Origin of the sequence: Rhodococcus shunpengi, assembly GCF_048381395.1 — a bacterium.
Classification (GTDB): Bacteria; Actinomycetota; Actinomycetes; order Mycobacteriales; family Mycobacteriaceae; genus Rhodococcus.
In genome coordinates this window covers 57,918-73,147 of sequence record NZ_JBLWIU010000005.1, presented here as the reverse complement: position 1 = coordinate 73,147, position 15,230 = coordinate 57,918, and the positions used below count along the sequence as shown (strand labels likewise).

The 15,230-nt window shown below is 69.1% G+C and carries 14 protein-coding genes; 3 read left to right on the top strand and 11 right to left on the bottom strand.

Annotated features, from left to right (window positions below; translation table 11 throughout):
* Position 1: 1 nt before the first annotated feature.
* The 5 genes from ACNJ7K_RS00525 to ACNJ7K_RS00505 form a co-directional block, all read right to left on the bottom strand.
* Entirely contained in the window at positions 2-376 is a 375-nt protein-coding gene (locus ACNJ7K_RS00525) for a hypothetical protein (protein WP_174246929.1), read from the bottom strand.
* Positions 373-1,155, bottom strand: a complete 783-nt coding sequence (locus ACNJ7K_RS00520) for a LytR/AlgR family response regulator transcription factor (RefSeq protein ID WP_120281590.1) — start codon at positions 1,153-1,155, stop codon at positions 373-375. Before ACNJ7K_RS00520 ends, ACNJ7K_RS00525 begins: the two co-directional genes overlap by 4 nt.
* A 31-nt stretch (positions 1,156-1,186) precedes the next feature.
* Positions 1,187-2,401: a sensor histidine kinase gene (locus ACNJ7K_RS00515; protein ID WP_120281589.1), complete on the bottom strand. Its 1,215-nt coding sequence runs from the start codon at positions 2,399-2,401 to the stop codon at positions 1,187-1,189.
* 75 nt (positions 2,402-2,476) lie between these two features.
* Positions 2,477-3,991: a SulP family inorganic anion transporter gene (locus ACNJ7K_RS00510; protein ID WP_159416564.1), complete on the bottom strand. Its 1,515-nt coding sequence runs from the start codon at positions 3,989-3,991 to the stop codon at positions 2,477-2,479.
* 53 nt (positions 3,992-4,044) lie between these two features.
* On the bottom strand, positions 4,045-5,691 hold the full coding sequence (locus tag ACNJ7K_RS00505; RefSeq protein ID WP_487040974.1) for a Na+/H+ antiporter: 1,647 nt from the start codon (positions 5,689-5,691) through the stop codon (positions 4,045-4,047).
* 151 nt (positions 5,692-5,842) lie between these two features.
* Here ACNJ7K_RS00505 and ACNJ7K_RS00500 point away from each other — a divergent pair, with 151 nt between their 5' ends.
* Together ACNJ7K_RS00500 and ACNJ7K_RS00495 are read left to right on the top strand one after the other, a co-directional pair.
* A complete protein-coding gene (locus ACNJ7K_RS00500) occupies positions 5,843-7,612 on the top strand; it encodes a glycoside hydrolase family 15 protein (RefSeq protein ID WP_254072912.1) in 1,770 nt (589 codons plus the stop codon).
* A 29-nt stretch (positions 7,613-7,641) separates the two neighbouring features.
* Positions 7,642-8,598, top strand: a complete 957-nt coding sequence (locus ACNJ7K_RS00495) for a TIGR03885 family FMN-dependent LLM class oxidoreductase (RefSeq protein WP_487040973.1) — start codon at positions 7,642-7,644, stop codon at positions 8,596-8,598.
* Positions 8,599-8,622: 24 nt separating this feature from the next.
* On the opposite strand, the gene ACNJ7K_RS00490 is transcribed toward ACNJ7K_RS00495, so the two are convergent.
* From ACNJ7K_RS00490 to ACNJ7K_RS00470, 5 genes are all read right to left on the bottom strand, one after another.
* Entirely contained in the window at positions 8,623-8,907 is a 285-nt protein-coding gene (locus tag ACNJ7K_RS00490; protein ID WP_120281585.1) for an antitoxin, read from the bottom strand.
* A gap of 62 nt (positions 8,908-8,969) precedes the next feature.
* Positions 8,970-11,447: an HAD-IC family P-type ATPase gene (locus ACNJ7K_RS00485; RefSeq protein WP_192378716.1), complete on the bottom strand. Its 2,478-nt coding sequence runs from the start codon at positions 11,445-11,447 to the stop codon at positions 8,970-8,972.
* A gap of 52 nt (positions 11,448-11,499) precedes the next feature.
* Entirely contained in the window at positions 11,500-12,633 is a 1,134-nt protein-coding gene (locus ACNJ7K_RS00480; protein ID WP_487040972.1) for an MBL fold metallo-hydrolase, read from the bottom strand.
* Complete coding sequence (locus ACNJ7K_RS00475; RefSeq protein WP_159416569.1) at positions 12,630-13,361, bottom strand: enoyl-CoA hydratase; 732 nt, start codon at positions 13,359-13,361, stop codon at positions 12,630-12,632. Before ACNJ7K_RS00475 ends, ACNJ7K_RS00480 begins: the two co-directional genes overlap by 4 nt.
* A gap of 76 nt (positions 13,362-13,437) precedes the next feature.
* Positions 13,438-13,824, bottom strand: a complete 387-nt coding sequence (locus ACNJ7K_RS00470; RefSeq protein ID WP_225623728.1) for an SPW repeat protein — start codon at positions 13,822-13,824, stop codon at positions 13,438-13,440.
* A gap of 118 nt (positions 13,825-13,942) precedes the next feature.
* Here ACNJ7K_RS00470 and ACNJ7K_RS00465 point away from each other — a divergent pair, with 118 nt between their 5' ends.
* The gene (locus ACNJ7K_RS00465; protein WP_159416570.1) at positions 13,943-14,494 is read left to right on the top strand and encodes a TetR/AcrR family transcriptional regulator; all 552 of its coding nucleotides are present in this window, start codon (positions 13,943-13,945) and stop codon (positions 14,492-14,494) included.
* 50 nt (positions 14,495-14,544) lie between these two features.
* Here the strand turns inward: ACNJ7K_RS00465 and ACNJ7K_RS00460 are convergent, their stop codons facing one another.
* Complete coding sequence (locus ACNJ7K_RS00460) at positions 14,545-15,228, bottom strand: DUF2332 family protein (protein WP_159416571.1); 684 nt, start codon at positions 15,226-15,228, stop codon at positions 14,545-14,547.
* Positions 15,229-15,230 lie beyond the last annotated feature (2 nt).

The window sequence follows — 15,230 nt, the reverse complement described above, 5'->3', positions numbered from 1 at the left end:
GTCAATCGTCGGTGAGGTCGGTGAAATCCTGCTCGTTGCGTTCGGCGAGACGCAGATACACCCACGCGATACCGAGCAGGATCGGATAACCGACCACACCGAGCAACACCCACGGCAGGCGGATCCCGAGGACCGTCACCGCGGCGAGACCGGGAGCGACGTGGAACAGCACCGGAATGGCGCCCAGCAGACACACGGTGAACAGCGCGACCCGCAGGGCGAGCCCGAGCTGTGCCCGGACCAGCCCGCGAACCATCGCGTCGCCCACCTCGGTCTGCTGCTGCACCTCGACCCGGGTGCGGACCATGCGCGCCCCACGCCGTTCGGCGAGGACGACACGCTGCCGCTGCGGGGGTGACCCGCCGGTGGTGCTCATCGCGACGTCCACGACTGCATCGGACCGCGGATGAGCCGGTCCTTGAGTTCCCGCGTGTGCCGACGGCTGACGGGCAGTTCGACGGGCGGGGAGTTGCTGTCGCTGCGCAGGCACACGACGAGACCCGAACCCACACTGCGGATACCGGTGACGAGCGGCAGCGCCACGAGATAGGAGCGGTGCACGCGCAGGAAGCCGGCATCGGCCCAGCGGTTCTCGAGCGTCGATATCGGGATACGCACCAGGTGCGAACCGGTCGCGGTGTGCAGTCGCGCGTAGTCGCCCTCGGCTTCGACCCAGTGGACCGACGAGCGCGGCACGAGCGTGGTGACACCGCCGAGCTCGACCGGGATCACGTCGTCGCTCTGACCGGTGTCGGATGTCGCCTGCGCGGCAGGCCGGCGGCGCTCGGCGATCCGCCGGACCGCTTCGGCGAGTCGTTCCTCCCGCAGCGGCTTGAGGACGTAGTCGACGGCGCCGAGGTCGAACGCGGAGACCGCACGATCGTCGTGCGCGGTCACGAACACCACGGCCGGGGACACCGCGAAATTGCGCAGGATGCCCGCGAGTTCCAGCCCGTCGAGTCCGGGCATGTTGATGTCGAGGAAGACCGCGTCGATGCCTCCGTCGCGCAGCACGCGCAGAGCGGTCGTCGCGTCTCCCGCGGTGTGTACGACGCCGATCTCCTCCTGCGCGCGCAGCAGGTAGGTCAGCTCGTCGAGGGCGGGCGGTTCGTCGTCGACCGCCAGCACGGTCAGGTTGTCTGTGATCTCGTTCACGGCGAATCCATCGTGCCATGCCGGGTGTTCCTCACGGCCGGATACCCGCCCTGAACTTCGGCACGCGCATGCTCACCCGGGTGCCGGCCCCCGGCGCGGTCTCGACGACGAGGCCGTAGTCGTTGCCGAAGGCCGCACGCAGCCGGTCGTCGACGTTGGCGAGGCCCACGTGCGCAGACTCGCGGACACCGCTGCCGTGCTCGCTCTCGGCGATCGCGTCGAGCGTGCCCGATCGCAGCAGTTCCGGGTCCATGCCGATGCCGTCGTCCTCGACGCTGATGACGCAGTCGGTGCCCTCGTCCGCCGCGGTGATGGTGATCGTGCCCGTGCGGGTTTCCTTGCCCGCGATCCCGTGTCGCACGGCGTTCTCGACGAGCGGCTGCAGAGCGAGGAAGGGCAGCGTCACGTTGAGCACCTCGGGTGCGACCTGCAGGCGCACCTCGAGGGCGTTGCCGAAGCGGGCACGCTCGAGCGTCAGGTACCGGTCGATGTTGCGCAGTTCGTCGGCGAGCAGGGTGTACTCACCGGCCGCGCGGAACGAGTAGCGGGTGAAGTCGGCGAAATCCAGCAGCAGTTCGCGGGCCCGGTCGGGGTCGGTCCGGACGAACGACGCCACCGTGTTGAGCGCGTTGTAGATGAAGTGCGGACTGATCTGGGCGCGCAGCGCACGGACCTCCGCGCGGTCGAGCCGGGCGCGGGAGGCATCGAGCTCGGCCAGCTCGATCTGACTGCACGCGTACCGCGCCACCTCGGTGATCGCGCCGAGCAGCGCCGGGCCGGGTTCGACGGTCGTCACGACGCCGAGCACCCCTGCCACACCCATGTCCTCCACGGCGAGCGGCTGGGCGATCAGTGCGCGGGCCGCGAGGTCGCCGTGGTCCCGCCGCAGGTCGTGGTGCCCGACGAGCACGCGACGCTTGTCGGCGACGGCCCGGCCCGCGGCGGTGATCATCGCGTCCGTCAGTTCCTCGAACGGGCCGTCCCAGGCGAGCAGGGCACCGTTCTCGTCCAGCAGCGCCACCGCGCGCGCTTCGGCGAGCAGCATCCGCAGGTGCGGGGCGGCCTCCTTCGCGGACGACGCGTCGAGCCCGGCGCGCAAGGGGCGCGCCGCGAGGGACGCCGTGTGCAGGGTCGCGTGGACTGCGCGTTCGGCGGGTGTGGTGACCACCCGGCGGGTCCACAGCACCACCGAGACCACGACCAGCACCAGGAGCAGTACCACCGCGGCGAGCTCGATCGCGATCATGCGCTCACGTTACGTCGAATCGATCCGACGTCGAGTTGCGCCTCGACAACGGCGGCCTGCTCCGGGGATGCGCGGTCAGTTCTCCCCGCCGAGCCGGCCGGACAACCGGCGGAGGCGTTCGAGGCTCGCGCCGTCCAGTCCGACGATGGTGACCGTCTTGCCCTTGGCCGCGTACTTCTGCTGGATCGCATCGAAGGTCGCGACAGTGGACGCGTCCCAGATGTCGGCGGCGGTGAGGTCGACGACGACGTTCTCCGGGTCGCCGACGTAGTCGAACTGGAAGACGAGATCGTTGCTCGACGCCCAGAACAGTTCACCGGTCACCCGGTAGGTGCACGTGTCGTCGCTCGTGAGCGTTCTCTCGACGGTGGTCATGTGCGCGACGCGGCGGGCGAACAGCACCATCGCGGTGAGCACTCCGAGCGACACTCCGATCGCGAGATTGCCGGTGCTCACCGTGGCGACGACCGTGACGACCATGACGACGGTCTCGCTGAGCGGCATCAACCGCAGCGTCCGCGGGTGCACGCTGTGCCAGTCGACCGTCGCGATCGACACCATGATCATCACGGCGACGAGGGCGGCCATCGGGACCAACCCGACGATGTCGCCGAGCGCGACCACGAGGATCAGCAGGAACACGCCGGCCGCCAGGGTGGACAGACGGGTCCGTGCCCCGGAGACCTTCACGTTCATCATGGTCTGGCCGACGACGGCGCAGCCGCCCATGCCGCCGAAGAATCCGGTCACGATGTTGGCGATGCCCTGCCCCCAGCCCTCGCGGGTCTTGTCCGACCGGGTGTCGGTGATGTCGTCGACGAGCTTGGCCGTCATCAGCGATTCCATGAGGCCGACGAGGGCCATCGCGAGCGCGTACGGCGCGAGGATCCGGAGGGTTTCGAAGGTCAGCGGCACGTCCGGGAAGAAGAGCGAGGGCAGACTCTCGGGCAGTTCACCCTGGTCCGCGACATCCGGCACGTTCAGAGAGAAGGCCACCGTCACGACGGTGAGGAGCACGATCGTGACGAGCGGAGCCGGTACGGCCTCGGTGATCTTCGGGAGGAACACCAGCACCAGCAGACCTGCCGCCACCAGCGGATAGACCATCCACGGCACGTCCACGAGATGCGGAATCTGGGCGACGAAGACGAGGATTGCGAGCGAGTTGACGAAGCCGACCATGACGCTGCGCGGCACGAACCGCATGAGCTTGGCCACGCCGAGGAAGCTGAGCAGCACCTGGAAGATGCCGCCGAGGATCACGGTCGCGATGAGATGGTCCACACCGTACTGCTCGGACACCGGAGCGATCACGAGCGCCACCGCTGCGGTCGCCGCCGAGATCATCGCGGGCCGTCCGCCGACGATCGCGATGGTGATCGCCATGGTCACCGAGGCGAACAGCCCGACCCGGGGGTCGACACCGGCGATCACGGAGAAGGCGATGGCTTCGGGGATCAGGGCGAGCGCAACGACCAGGCCGGCCAGGAGTTCGGTCTTCAGACGAGCAGTCGACCGGAGAGCGAATCGCACGGAGACGTCGGTGCGGGGATCGTGCGGCACCTGTTCCGGGCCGTGCGGGGTGTTCACTTGCGGAAAGTCTACCGTTGCGCCCTGTCGCCCGACCGTTGTGCACCGTCGCGCTACCGCTGCGGACCGTCTTCCCGGCGCCGGCGGCGGATGCGCTCCTCCACCGCCGCCTCGTCGACATCGAGACTTTCCAGCACGTCGCGGAGGATCTCGTCGTCGAGTTCACCACGATCGCGGGCGTCGATGAGGGCCTGGCGTCGCGCCCGCAGGGATGCCCGCCGGATGTCGTCGAACAGCGCGGCCAGTCGCGTTCCGGCGTCCTCCGCGGTGTCCTCGACGGTCTCCGCCTCCTGCCGGGATCGGAGCGACGTGCGTGCTTTGGCCAGGAGTCTGTCGTAGATCTCCGGGTCCACGCCGTCGGGTGGCTGCGCGGCGAGTTCGGCAAGCACACGGTCGCTGGACTCTGCCGAGATCCTGCGGGCCACGGTCACCTGTTCCTCGGTCCGCAGCCGCTCGTAGGGGTCGGTGACCTCGAGTCGGCGGATGAGCCACGGCATCGTCGCGCCCTGGATGAGGAGTGTGCCGATGGCGACGACCAGCGCGGAGATCTGGATCATCTCGCGGCCGGGGAAGGGAGCACCCGATGCGATCACCACGGGCACCCCACCGGCCGCGGCGAGGGTGACGACCCCGCGCATGCCCGCCCACGACACCACGACGTGTTCCCGGAAGTTCAGCTGGTCGCGGCCGAGGCGTTCGGATCCGGCGCGCCGCACGAGCGCGCGCCGGCCCCAGTGCAGCAGACCCCACGCGGGTCGCACGATCATGACGACGAGCAGGATCACCACCGCACCGAGCAACGCGAGGCGTAGGTCGGCGCCGCTGTCGCGGACCTCGTCGAGGACGAACCGCAGTTGCAGGCCCATGTAGGCGAAGACGAACGTCTCGAGCACCACGTCGATGCTCTTCCACACCGCGCGTTCCTGCAGTCGCGTGCTCACCGAGACCTCGGTGGCACGGTGCCCGATGAACAGTCCGGCAGCGACGACGGCGAGCACTCCCGAGGCGTGGAGCTCCTCGGCGGCGAGATACGCCGCGAACGGCAGCACCAGCCCCAGCACGGTCTCGAGCGGCGAGTCGTACATCCGGACGCGGATCAGGTGGACGATGTATGCGAGTGCCAGACCGACAGCGACCCCACCCGCGACCTCGTAGAGGAAGAACAGGAGCGGCGAATCAGCGAGGATGTGTGTTCCCGTGACGGCCGAAATCGCCACGGTGAACAGGGTCAGGGCGGTGGCGTCGTTGACCAGACCCTCCCCGGTCAGCACCGCGATGACCCGTTTCGGCAGTCCGAGCCGTTGCCCTACGGCGACGGCACTGACCGCGTCGGTCGGTGCGACGACCGCGCCGAGAGCGAGCGCCGCACCGAAGGACAGCGCCGTCATCATCGCGGACGCCGTCCACGCCACGACGAACGCCGTGACGAGCACCGTGTAGATCCCGAGCCGCAGGATCGACGGCAGATACTGCCGGAAGGTGGGAACCGAGAACCTCAGGGCCGACGAATACAACAGCGGCGGCAGGACGACCCCGAGAATGATCTCCGGATCCAGTTCGAGCCTCGGCAGACCCGGCACGAACGACACCAGTGCTCCGACGGCGACGAGCACGAGCGGGGCCTGCAGGTCGCGTCGCGACGCGAGGGCGGTCACCGCGATCCCGGCGATGACGACCAGCAGGATCCACGCGCCGTTCATCGCGACGGCACCGTGCCAGGCGTCCGGTTCACGGTGTGATGGTGACACAGCCGACGGTCGGCCGTCGCGAACGTGCAGGTCGTTTGCCCCGACCCGGCCGGGGTATGCAACCGATCGACCGCCGTGTACCCGGCCCCAGCGAGGAGTGCGTGTGATCCCAGCCCGCGACGACGACGGCTATGCGGACCTGCGCACCTACGCCGCGCTGGGCGACGGCGACACCGTCGCTCTCGTCGCCGAGGACGGTTCGGTGGACTGGTATCCGGTACCGCTCCTCGATTCGCACCCGGTCTTCGCACGACTGCTCGACGCACCGGCGGGCGGTTCCGTCGAGTTGCAGCCTGTCGACGAGTTCACCGTCGAACGCGCATACGTGCCGGGCACGAACGTGCTGAGCACCGTCTTCACCACCGCACAGGGCCGGGTCCGGGTGACCGACTCGATCGATACGGGTGTCGCCGGGCGGTTGCCCTGGGGTGAGCTCGCCCGCCGCGTCGAAGGCCTGGACGGCGAGGTCGCGATGCGCTGGACGGTCGCCCCCGGCACCGGACTGGGCCGATACCAGCCCTGGTGCGACCGAACCGAACACGGACCCGTCCTGCGGGTGGGGACCGTGAGCATCGGGGTCCGCACGTCCGGCACCGGTGAACCGGTGATCGAGCACCGCTCGATCGGCGGCGGTTTCGTCACCTCGGCCGGATCCCGGCACCTGATCGCTGTGCTGTCGACGGAGAACGAACCCCTGCCGTTGCCCGACGCCGACGCGATCGACGCCAACATCGACCGTACCGTCGACCGGTGGAAGCAATGGTCGTCGCTCCTGCACTACGACGGACCGTGGGCCGACGCGGTGATCCGGAGCGCGCTCGCACTGAAACTGTTGCAGAACCGATCGGGCGCGATCGCCGCAGCGGCGACGACGTCCGTTCCGGAAAGCCCGGACGGCGAGAAGAACTGGGACTACCGTTTCGCGTGGGTGCGCGACGCCGCCTACACCCTGCACGCGCTGATCCGTCTCGGCGATCGCGAGGAGGTGCACGCCGCGATGAGCTGGTTGCTCCGCGTGGTGCGCGATCAGGGCGCCGACGCGGAGGTGTTCACCCGGCTCGACGGCGGAACTCCCGACGACGAACGGCGACTGGATGTTCCGGGTTGGCGCGGTATCGGACCGGTGGTCGAGGGGAACAGGGCCGCAGGCCAAGTGCAGCTCGGGATCTACGGCGACCTGTTCGAGATCGTGACCCTCTACAGCAGTGAGGGTTACGTGCTCGACATCGCGACCGCGCGTCTGCTCGCCCGCATCGCCGACCACACCTGCGATGTCTGGCAACAGGCCGATCACGGCATCTGGGAGCTGCTCGACCGCCAGCACTACACGAACTCGAAGATGAGCTGCTGGCACGCGCTCGACCGCGCCGTCCATCTCGCCGAGGTCGGGCAGATCCCGGGAACGGCGGATCGCTGGCGCCGCGAACGCGATCTCATCCGCGACTGGATCGAAGAGAACTGCTGGTCGGACGAACTGGGTTGCTACACCGCCTATCCCGGCACCGATCGGCTGGACGCGTCCGTCCTGCTCGGAGCCGTCGGCGGATACGACCGGGGTCCGCGCATGCAGGCCACCTGCGACGCCCTGCGACGGGAACTCGGTCGCGGGCCGCTGCTCTACCGGTTCAGCGGCGCCGACAAGGAGGAAGGGACGTTCGTCGCCTGTGCGTTCTGGATGGTCGCGGCACTGGCCGAGACGGGACGGGCCGACGAGGCCGCCGAACTGATGGGCGAACTCGTACCGCTCGCCAACGACGTGGGCCTGTACTCGGAGATGATCGCCGAGGACGGCACCTTCCTCGGCAATCTCCCCCAGGGACTGAGCCACCTCGCACTCATGACGGCTGCACTGACCCTCATCGAGAAGTACTGATCGCCGATCGACCGGAGGAGCGGACAGGTATGACGCTGATAGGTTTTCACGCCTCGCACGAACAGGCGTCCCCATCCCGCCTGCTCGAGGACGTCCGGCTCGCGGAAGCGGCCGGTTTCGGGGCGGCCATGTGCTCGGACCACATCGAACCGTGGTCGCACCGCCAGGGACACTCGGGGTTCGCGTGGTCGTGGCTCGGAGCGGCCCTGGCCACCACGGACCTACGTTTCGGTGTCGTCACCGCGACCGGCTTCCGCTACCACCCCGTCGTCACCGCCCAGGCCACCGCCACTCTGGCATCGATGTTCCCGCAGCGCTTCTGGTTCGCACTCGGCAGCGGCGAGCACTGCAACGAACGCATGTCCGGAGTCGCCTGGCCACCCAAGGAGGAACGGCAGCAACTCCTCGGCGAGAACCTCGACGTCGTGCGACGCCTGCACGCGGGCGAAGTCGTCGACCACGACGGCGCGGTGAAGGTCGACCGCGGACGGGTCTGGGACCGGCCGGAGACTCCTCCCGACATTCTGCTTCCCGCACTGACTCCCGAGACGGCCGGTCGTTTCGCCGACCGGGTCGACGGGCTCGTCACCGTGAACGCCCCGCTCGAGGACCTGCGGCGGATCCTCGGCGCCTACCGCGACGGGGGCGGACGCGGACGCACCGTGCTGCAGGTCCATCTGAGTTGGGCGCCCACGCGGGAGCGCGCTCGGGAGATCGCGCGGGAACAGTGGGCGACGAACGCCCTACCGCCGGACCTCATGGCAGAACTCGCCACGCCCGAGGAATTCGAGGCCCGCGCCGCCGAACTCGACGACGGCGACCTCGAGGGCGCGGTGATCGTGTCCGACGATCCCGCCGAACACGTCGACCGCTTGTGCGAATTCGCCGAACTCGGTTTCGACGAGATCTATCTGCACCATGTGGGGCCGGATCAGCGCCCGTTCATCGACGCCTTCGGCGACACCGTACTGCCATACCTGCCGTGAACGGGGCTGCCGCCCCTGCCTCGATCAGGGTTGACGCGGACCCGGTTGCGCTTCGGGGCCGGGACCACCTTCCGGACCGGGCTCCCCGCCAGGTCCGGGCTGCGCGCCCGGTGCGGGATTGTCGGTGGTACCCAGATGTCGACGGGCCGCATCCTGCGCCTTGTCGACGTGCTGCGCGTACTTCCCGCCGGTACGTCCGTCCACCTGGTCGCCGGCCTTCTCGATGAACTGATCGGCCTTGTCGGGGTTCTTCGAGGCGTAGTCCTTGCCCTTGTTCACAAGGCCCTTCACCGAATCCATGAAACCCATCGTTCGTCCTTCCCTCGTCGGATCGCCGTGAGGTTCGGGCGCACCGATCCGTGCGCTGCGGGTCAGTGTACGCCCGGCAGCAGATCGTCGGGGGCGGCGAACAGGCGGCGGCGCTCCCCGTGGAGACGTCCCGACACCCACCACAGTGCCTCGACGAGAACGACTCCGATCAGCCCGCACGTCACCGCGATCGTCGAGTACGCGACGTTCGACGGATCGAGTGCGAAGAACTCCCGGGTGAACGGCACCGAGAACAGGATCACGTAGCCGAGCACCGAACCGGCGAGCAGCGCGATCTTCCACCACTGGTACGGGCGGGCGACCACGGCGAGCACCCACAGCGCGATGATCAGCAAGGTGATCAGGGCCGAGGTGCCGGCCTGGATCTTCTGCTGCTCGGTCTGCTCCGGGCCGCCGTAGACGAGCACGTAACAGACGAAGGTCGCCACACCGACGACCACGCCCGACGGGATCGCCAGCCGCATCACGCGGGAGACGAAGCCCGAGCGTGCCCGCTCGTTGTTCGGTGCCAGCGACAGCAGGAAAGCGGGGATGCCGATGGTGAACCACGCCGCGATCGTCACGTGCCGCGGCAGGAACGGATAGGGCAACGGCTCGAAGTCGAACACCTGCGACAGCACACCCGACATGCCCACCAGGAAGGCGAGCAGCACCGAATACACCGTCTTGGTGAGGAACAGGTTGGAGACGCGTTCGATGTTGCCGATGACCCGGCGACCCTCGGCCACCACATAGGGCAGCGTCGCGAACTTGTTGTCGAGAAGGACGATCTGTGCGACCGCGCGGGTCGCGGGACTGCCCGACCCCATCGCGACTCCGATGTCGGCGTCCTTGAGGGCGAGCACGTCGTTGACGCCGTCGCCGGTCATCGCGACGGTGTGGCCGCGCGACTGCAGCGCGCCGACCATCGAGCGCTTCTGATCGGGACGGACCCGGCCGAAGGTCGTCGAGCCTTCGACGACGTCGGCGAGTTCGTTCTCGCCCTCCGGCAGGGAACGCGCGTCGATGGGAGACGCGCTACCCGGCAGGCCGAGCGACGAGGCGACCGCACCGACGGCGATCGCGTTGTCGCCGGAGATGACCTTGACGTCGACCTGCTGGCCGGCGAAGTACTCGAGGGTCGGCTTCGCGTCCGGGCGCACCCGCTGTTCGAGGACGACGAGCGCGACGGGCGTGACCGTGCCGGGGGCGAGTTCGTCGTCGACCGGGCGGTCGCTGCATGCGAGGAGCAGCACCCGCAGCCCGCTCGAGCCGAGTTCCTCGGCGCGTCGCGCCGCCTCGGTGCCGGGGTCGAGCAGCACGTCGGGTGCGCCGAGCAGCCAGTTGCCGTGGGTGCCGTACGACTGGCCGCTCCACTTCTTCGCCGACGAGAACGGCGCGACCGCGGTGGGCTCGCCCCAGCCGGGGGCGGTGGGGAACGCCTCGGCGATCGCGAGGACGCTGGCGTTCGGACGCGGGTCGTCGGCCGCGAGCGCGGCCAGGGCGGCGCGGGCCTCGTCGAGGTTGCTGCCGTCGAGGGGCTCGAGATCGGACAGGCGCATGCCGTTCTCGGTGAGCGTGCCGGTCTTGTCGGCACACACCACGTCGACGCGCGCGAGGCCTTCGATCGCCGGCAGCTCCTGAACGAGGCACTGACGACGTCCGAGGCGGACGACACCGACCGCGAACGCGATGGACGTCATGAGCACGAGACCCTCGGGCACCATCGGTACGAGGGCGGCGACCATGCCGCTCAGCGCGGGGCCGAGCGACTCGCCGCTGGAGAAGAGCTGGTTGTAGATGATGAGCAGACCCGCGGGGATCATCAGGTAGGTGATGAAACGCAGGATCTTGTTGATGCCCGCGTTCAGCTCCGACTTCACGAGTGTGAACTTGCTCGCTTCTTCCGCGAGTCGCGCCGCGTAGGCGTCGCGACCGACCTTCGTCGCACGGTAGGAGCCGGAGCCGGAGGCGACGAAGCTGCCCGACATCACCGTCGAACCGGGCACCTTGTGCACGGGATCCGACTCGCCCGTCAGCAGCGACTCGTCCAGTTCGAGACCCTGGGCCTCGACCACCTCGCCGTCGACGACCAGCTGGTCGCCGGGGCCGAGCTCGATGATGTCGTCGAGCACCACCTCGCGCGGAGCGATCGGTGCGGCGACGCCGTCCCGGCGCACGACGGGTTTCGTCTGGCTGACGATGGCCAGCTTGTCGAGGGTGCGCTTGGCGCGCACCTCCTGGATGATGCCGATGCCGCTGTTCGCGATGATCAGCAGACCGAACATGCCGTCGATGATCGAGCCGGTGGCCAGCACGATCAGCAGCAGCACCCCGAGGATCGCGTTGATCCGGGTGAACACGTTGGCCCGGACGATGTCCTTGACCGATCGGGACGCGCGGTCGGGGACATCGTTGGTGAGGCCACGTGCCACACGCTCGGCGACCTGCTCGGTGGACAGCCCGGTGGCTGCATGGTCGGATGCGAGGACCGGCGCCTCGTCCGTTCCCACCACCGTCGTGGGCTCTTCTACTGCCATGACGAACCAGATTAGGGCACGAAAGCGAACAGCCGGTGCCGCGGCAGGTGGATCAGCTCGACGTGAGCCACCACGGATCGACCGCGACGGGCTTCGACGCATCGGACTTCGACACGTCGATCCGCTGACCCGGCATCGGCACCGCGGTGGTCACCTCCGACTCCCGCGCGGCGGGCAGCAACCGGGTGATGGGCTCCGACCAGGCGTGGAAGGCGAGGTCGAAGGTTCCCCAGTGCACGGGGACCAGCAGACTGTCGCGACGGTCGACGCCACCGAGGTCGAGATGCGTGCGCACCGCTTCCTCGGGGTTCATGTGCACGTCGGGCCATCGCTTGTCGTAGGCACCCACGGGCAGCAATGTCAGGTCGAACGGACCGTAGGCCTCGCCGACGTCGGCGAACCGCGGGGTGTAGCCGCTGTCACCGCCGAAGAACACCCGGCGCGTCGGCCCGGTGAACACCCACGACGACCACAACGTGATGTTGCGCTGCAGGCCGCGCCCGGAGAAATGCCGGGCCTCGGTGCACGTGATGCGCAGGCCGTCCACCTCGACGTGTTCGTCCCAGTCGAGTTCGACGACGCGTTCCTCGGCGATCCGCCAGCGGCGCAGGTGCGCGCCCACCCCGAGCGGCACGACGAACCGGACGGTCGGTTGCAGCACGGCGAGGCTCTCGACCGTGAACCGGTCGAGATGGTCGTAGTGGTCGTGCGAGATCACCACCGCGTCGAGACGCGGCAGGGTCTGCAGTTCGACAGGCGCCGGATGCAGACGTGCCGGGCCGACGGTCGGTGAGGGTGACACGCGTTCGCTCCACACCGGGTCGCACAGCACCCGGTAGCCGTCGACCTCGACGAGGGCGGTCGAGTGCCCGAACCACGTCACGGCGAGTTCCGCCGCGTCGACCGGCGCGAGATAGGTCGACAACGGCACCTCGGTGCGAGGTCTCCCCCGCGATCCGCGGGTGAGCAGGTCCTTCGCGAAACCGCCCGCCGCCTCGGGGCCGAGCACGGACGCCGGGTCGGTGTTGTGGAAACGACCGTCGCGGTAGCGGGGCGACGCGGCGGCGTAGGGACGGATGTCGGAGACCGAGGCGCCGATGGAACCGGGCAGGCCGTTCACGGCGCGCGCGACCCACAGCGTGCCCGCTCCGGCGAGCGCGGCCGAGACGGCGGACCGGATGTTCATCGTCCGCGGAAGATCGGGTCGCGGCGCTCGGCACGAGCGAGCCTGGCCTCCTGGGCGTCCTCGCTGAGCCACGCCGCGGCGAGTGCGGCGGTCTGCTCGGGCGTGGCCTCGTCGCGCGTGCCGTCGTCGTTGAGGAACAACTTCATCGCGTTCAGCGACAGCGGCGCGAGCTTCGCGATCTCGTGCGCCCATGCCTGCGCGTCGGCGAGGTCGCCGACACGATTGGCGAGCCCACGCGCGAGAGCTTCCTCGGCGTGGACGGGTTCGGCGGCGAGGAAGACCGCGCGTGCCGGACCGCCGCCGATGAGCGAGGCGAGTCGCCGGACCGTCCACCGATCTACCGAGATTCCCAGGCGCGCAGCAGGAACCGAGAAACGTGCAGTGGGCGCCACGACCCTCAGATCCGCCGCGAGCGTCAGCTGGGTGCCGGCACCGATGGCCGGACCGTTGACGGCCGCGACCACCGGGATCGGGGCCTCGACGATGGTGCGCAGCATCTCGGCGAGGCTGTCGGTGAACCCTTCGGCGTAGACGTCGCCGGAGAGATCGGCCCCGGCGCAGAAGCTCGTGCCCCGCCCGGTGATCACCACGACACGCGCGTCGTCCGCCACGGCCTTGTCCACCGCTTCGCGGATCTCCACGCACAGCTGCGTGTTGAGCGCGTTACGACGCTCCTCGCGTTGCAGTTCCACGGTCACGACGTCGCCGTCGCGGCTGATCCCGATCATGTGTCGCCCCATCCCTTCGTCACCGGACACACCGCATCATTCCATCAGCGACGGGCGGCATGTCCCGAAGACGGGATCAGCGCAGGGCGGCCTCGTAGTTCGCCCGCTCCTCGTGCTCGACTCGTCGCGTGAGGTCGGCCGAATCGTCCGCAAGGTAGGCGGTGGCACCGAGGGCCATGATCAACGCACCGGAGATCCACGCGGTCCATGCGGCGCCGTCGCCCGCGAACTGCCCGACCCACGGCGAGACCAGCATGGCCAGACCCACCACCGACAGGGCCCAGTGATCCTTCGTGGGATCGCGCGCGATCAGCGACCACAGCGCATAGATGCTTGCCAGCGCACCGAATCCCAGGGTCGCTCCGCGGCCGAGTGCGGTGGTCTCGGTCCAGAACGAGGACGACATGGTGAGCAGGCCGAGGAACAGCGCGATTCCTCCCGGCCACGACGTGCGAGCAGACAATTCCGAGCCTCCTGATTCATCGATACGCTACATGTTGTGTAGCTACATCCAGTGTAGCGGCATGTCGGTGGGCATGCTTCGATGGAGACTCGACTCACCACACAGAAGGCCGGAGACGATGGAACCCGCGACGACATCCCCACCCGAACAGCGGATCGCCGACGCCGTGCTCGCCCTGCTGCGCACGAAGGGCCCCAAGGCCGTCACGATCGAGGCCGTCGCGAACCTCGCGGGCATGGCTCGGACCACGATCTACCGCCGGTACCGGGACCGCAGTGAAATGCTGAAGGCGGTGATGGAACCCCTCACCCGGCCGACGGCACCGGCACCGGAGGCCACGGCCGAAGAGCTCCTGCGGTGGGTGGTGGAGCAGTCCCGCCTCTCCGTCGACGAGGGCATCGGGCTCGGGGGGCTCGCGGCGCTCGTCACCGAACAGGAACCGTGGTTCACCGAGCTGATGCGGTCACTGTTGATGCGCCACCGGCAGGTGCTCGCCGAGACGATCCGACGCCACTGCGACGACGGAACCGTCTGCGCCGATCTCGATGTGGAGACCTTCCTGGACTGCGTGGTCGGGGCCTACTTCGCCGAGCAGGCGCGCCGCGGCGAGGTGGACGAGGACTGGCCCGCTCGCATCACGCGGACCCTGCTACCGACCTTCGCCGCCTGATCGGGTTCAGGTGGATCCGACCCCGCCGAGCTGGGGTGGAACCACCGAAATCAGTGAAACCAGTCGAGAATTCGGCCCCGCGACCAGCAACGCGCCACCGCATCCACCCGTTGCTCGGCACCCTCGTACAGCGCGATGCCGACGATGCTGTGGCCGGAGGCCGGACGATCACCGAGCGTCGGGACCGACGGCGCGACACCGACACCCTCGGCCGACACCCACGCGACCGTCCGCTTCCCGGCAGCCTCGCGAAGGCGGTCGACGAACGACGGGCGCCGCGGAATCGCCAGACGCGACAGCGCCCAGGTGGTCGTCACGACCGGCAGGGCATCCTCGGGTACCGCCGCGATCGCCTCGGGCAGCAGCTCCACGACGTCGCCGCAGAACCGGACGGGTGCGTCCTCGGCGAGCAGGGCGTCCTCGACGTCGGGGCGGTGGCGCGTCACGGCGACGCGTGCGACCACCGGAGGCATCGCCCGGTCGGGAACCGACCCGCCGTGGACGATCGAACAGCTCTCCTGCACAAGAGAATCCGGGTCGCCCAGGAACACCCCGTCGCTGTAGGTGATGCCCACGCGGTCGACGCACAGGTTCAGCGCCGCGGGGCGTCCCACGTCGATCAGACCGATCGCGGTCGCGCCTACGCGATGGGCCGCCTCGGCAATCGCGGGATAGAGCACCGCGTAGCGACCCGTCTCGTCGATGGCGCCTCCCCGTCGTGCCGTGCCGGCCATCT

What these genes read in the sequence shown, in the direction of transcription:
- ACNJ7K_RS00460 (WP_159416571.1), bottom strand. Translation starts at nt 15,228, where the DNA reads ATGGCCGGCACGGCACGACGGGGAGGCGCCATCGACGAGACGGGTCGC.
- ACNJ7K_RS00465 (WP_159416570.1), top strand. Translation starts at nt 13,943, where the DNA reads ATGGAACCCGCGACGACATCCCCACCCGAACAGCGGATCGCCGACGCC.
- ACNJ7K_RS00475 (WP_159416569.1), bottom strand. Translation starts at nt 13,361, where the DNA reads ATGATCGGGATCAGCCGCGACGGCGACGTCGTGACCGTGGAACTGCAA.
- ACNJ7K_RS00525 (WP_174246929.1), bottom strand. Translation starts at nt 376, where the DNA reads ATGAGCACCACCGGCGGGTCACCCCCGCAGCGGCAGCGTGTCGTCCTC.
- ACNJ7K_RS00480 (WP_487040972.1), bottom strand. Translation starts at nt 12,633, where the DNA reads ATGAACATCCGGTCCGCCGTCTCGGCCGCGCTCGCCGGAGCGGGCACG.
- ACNJ7K_RS00515 (WP_120281589.1), bottom strand. Translation starts at nt 2,401, where the DNA reads ATGATCGCGATCGAGCTCGCCGCGGTGGTACTGCTCCTGGTGCTGGTC.
- ACNJ7K_RS00495 (WP_487040973.1), top strand. Translation starts at nt 7,642, where the DNA reads ATGACGCTGATAGGTTTTCACGCCTCGCACGAACAGGCGTCCCCATCC.
- ACNJ7K_RS00505 (WP_487040974.1), bottom strand. Translation starts at nt 5,691, where the DNA reads ATGAACGGCGCGTGGATCCTGCTGGTCGTCATCGCCGGGATCGCGGTG.
- ACNJ7K_RS00485 (WP_192378716.1), bottom strand. Translation starts at nt 11,447, where the DNA reads ATGGCAGTAGAAGAGCCCACGACGGTGGTGGGAACGGACGAGGCGCCG.
- ACNJ7K_RS00490 (WP_120281585.1), bottom strand. Translation starts at nt 8,907, where the DNA reads ATGGGTTTCATGGATTCGGTGAAGGGCCTTGTGAACAAGGGCAAGGAC.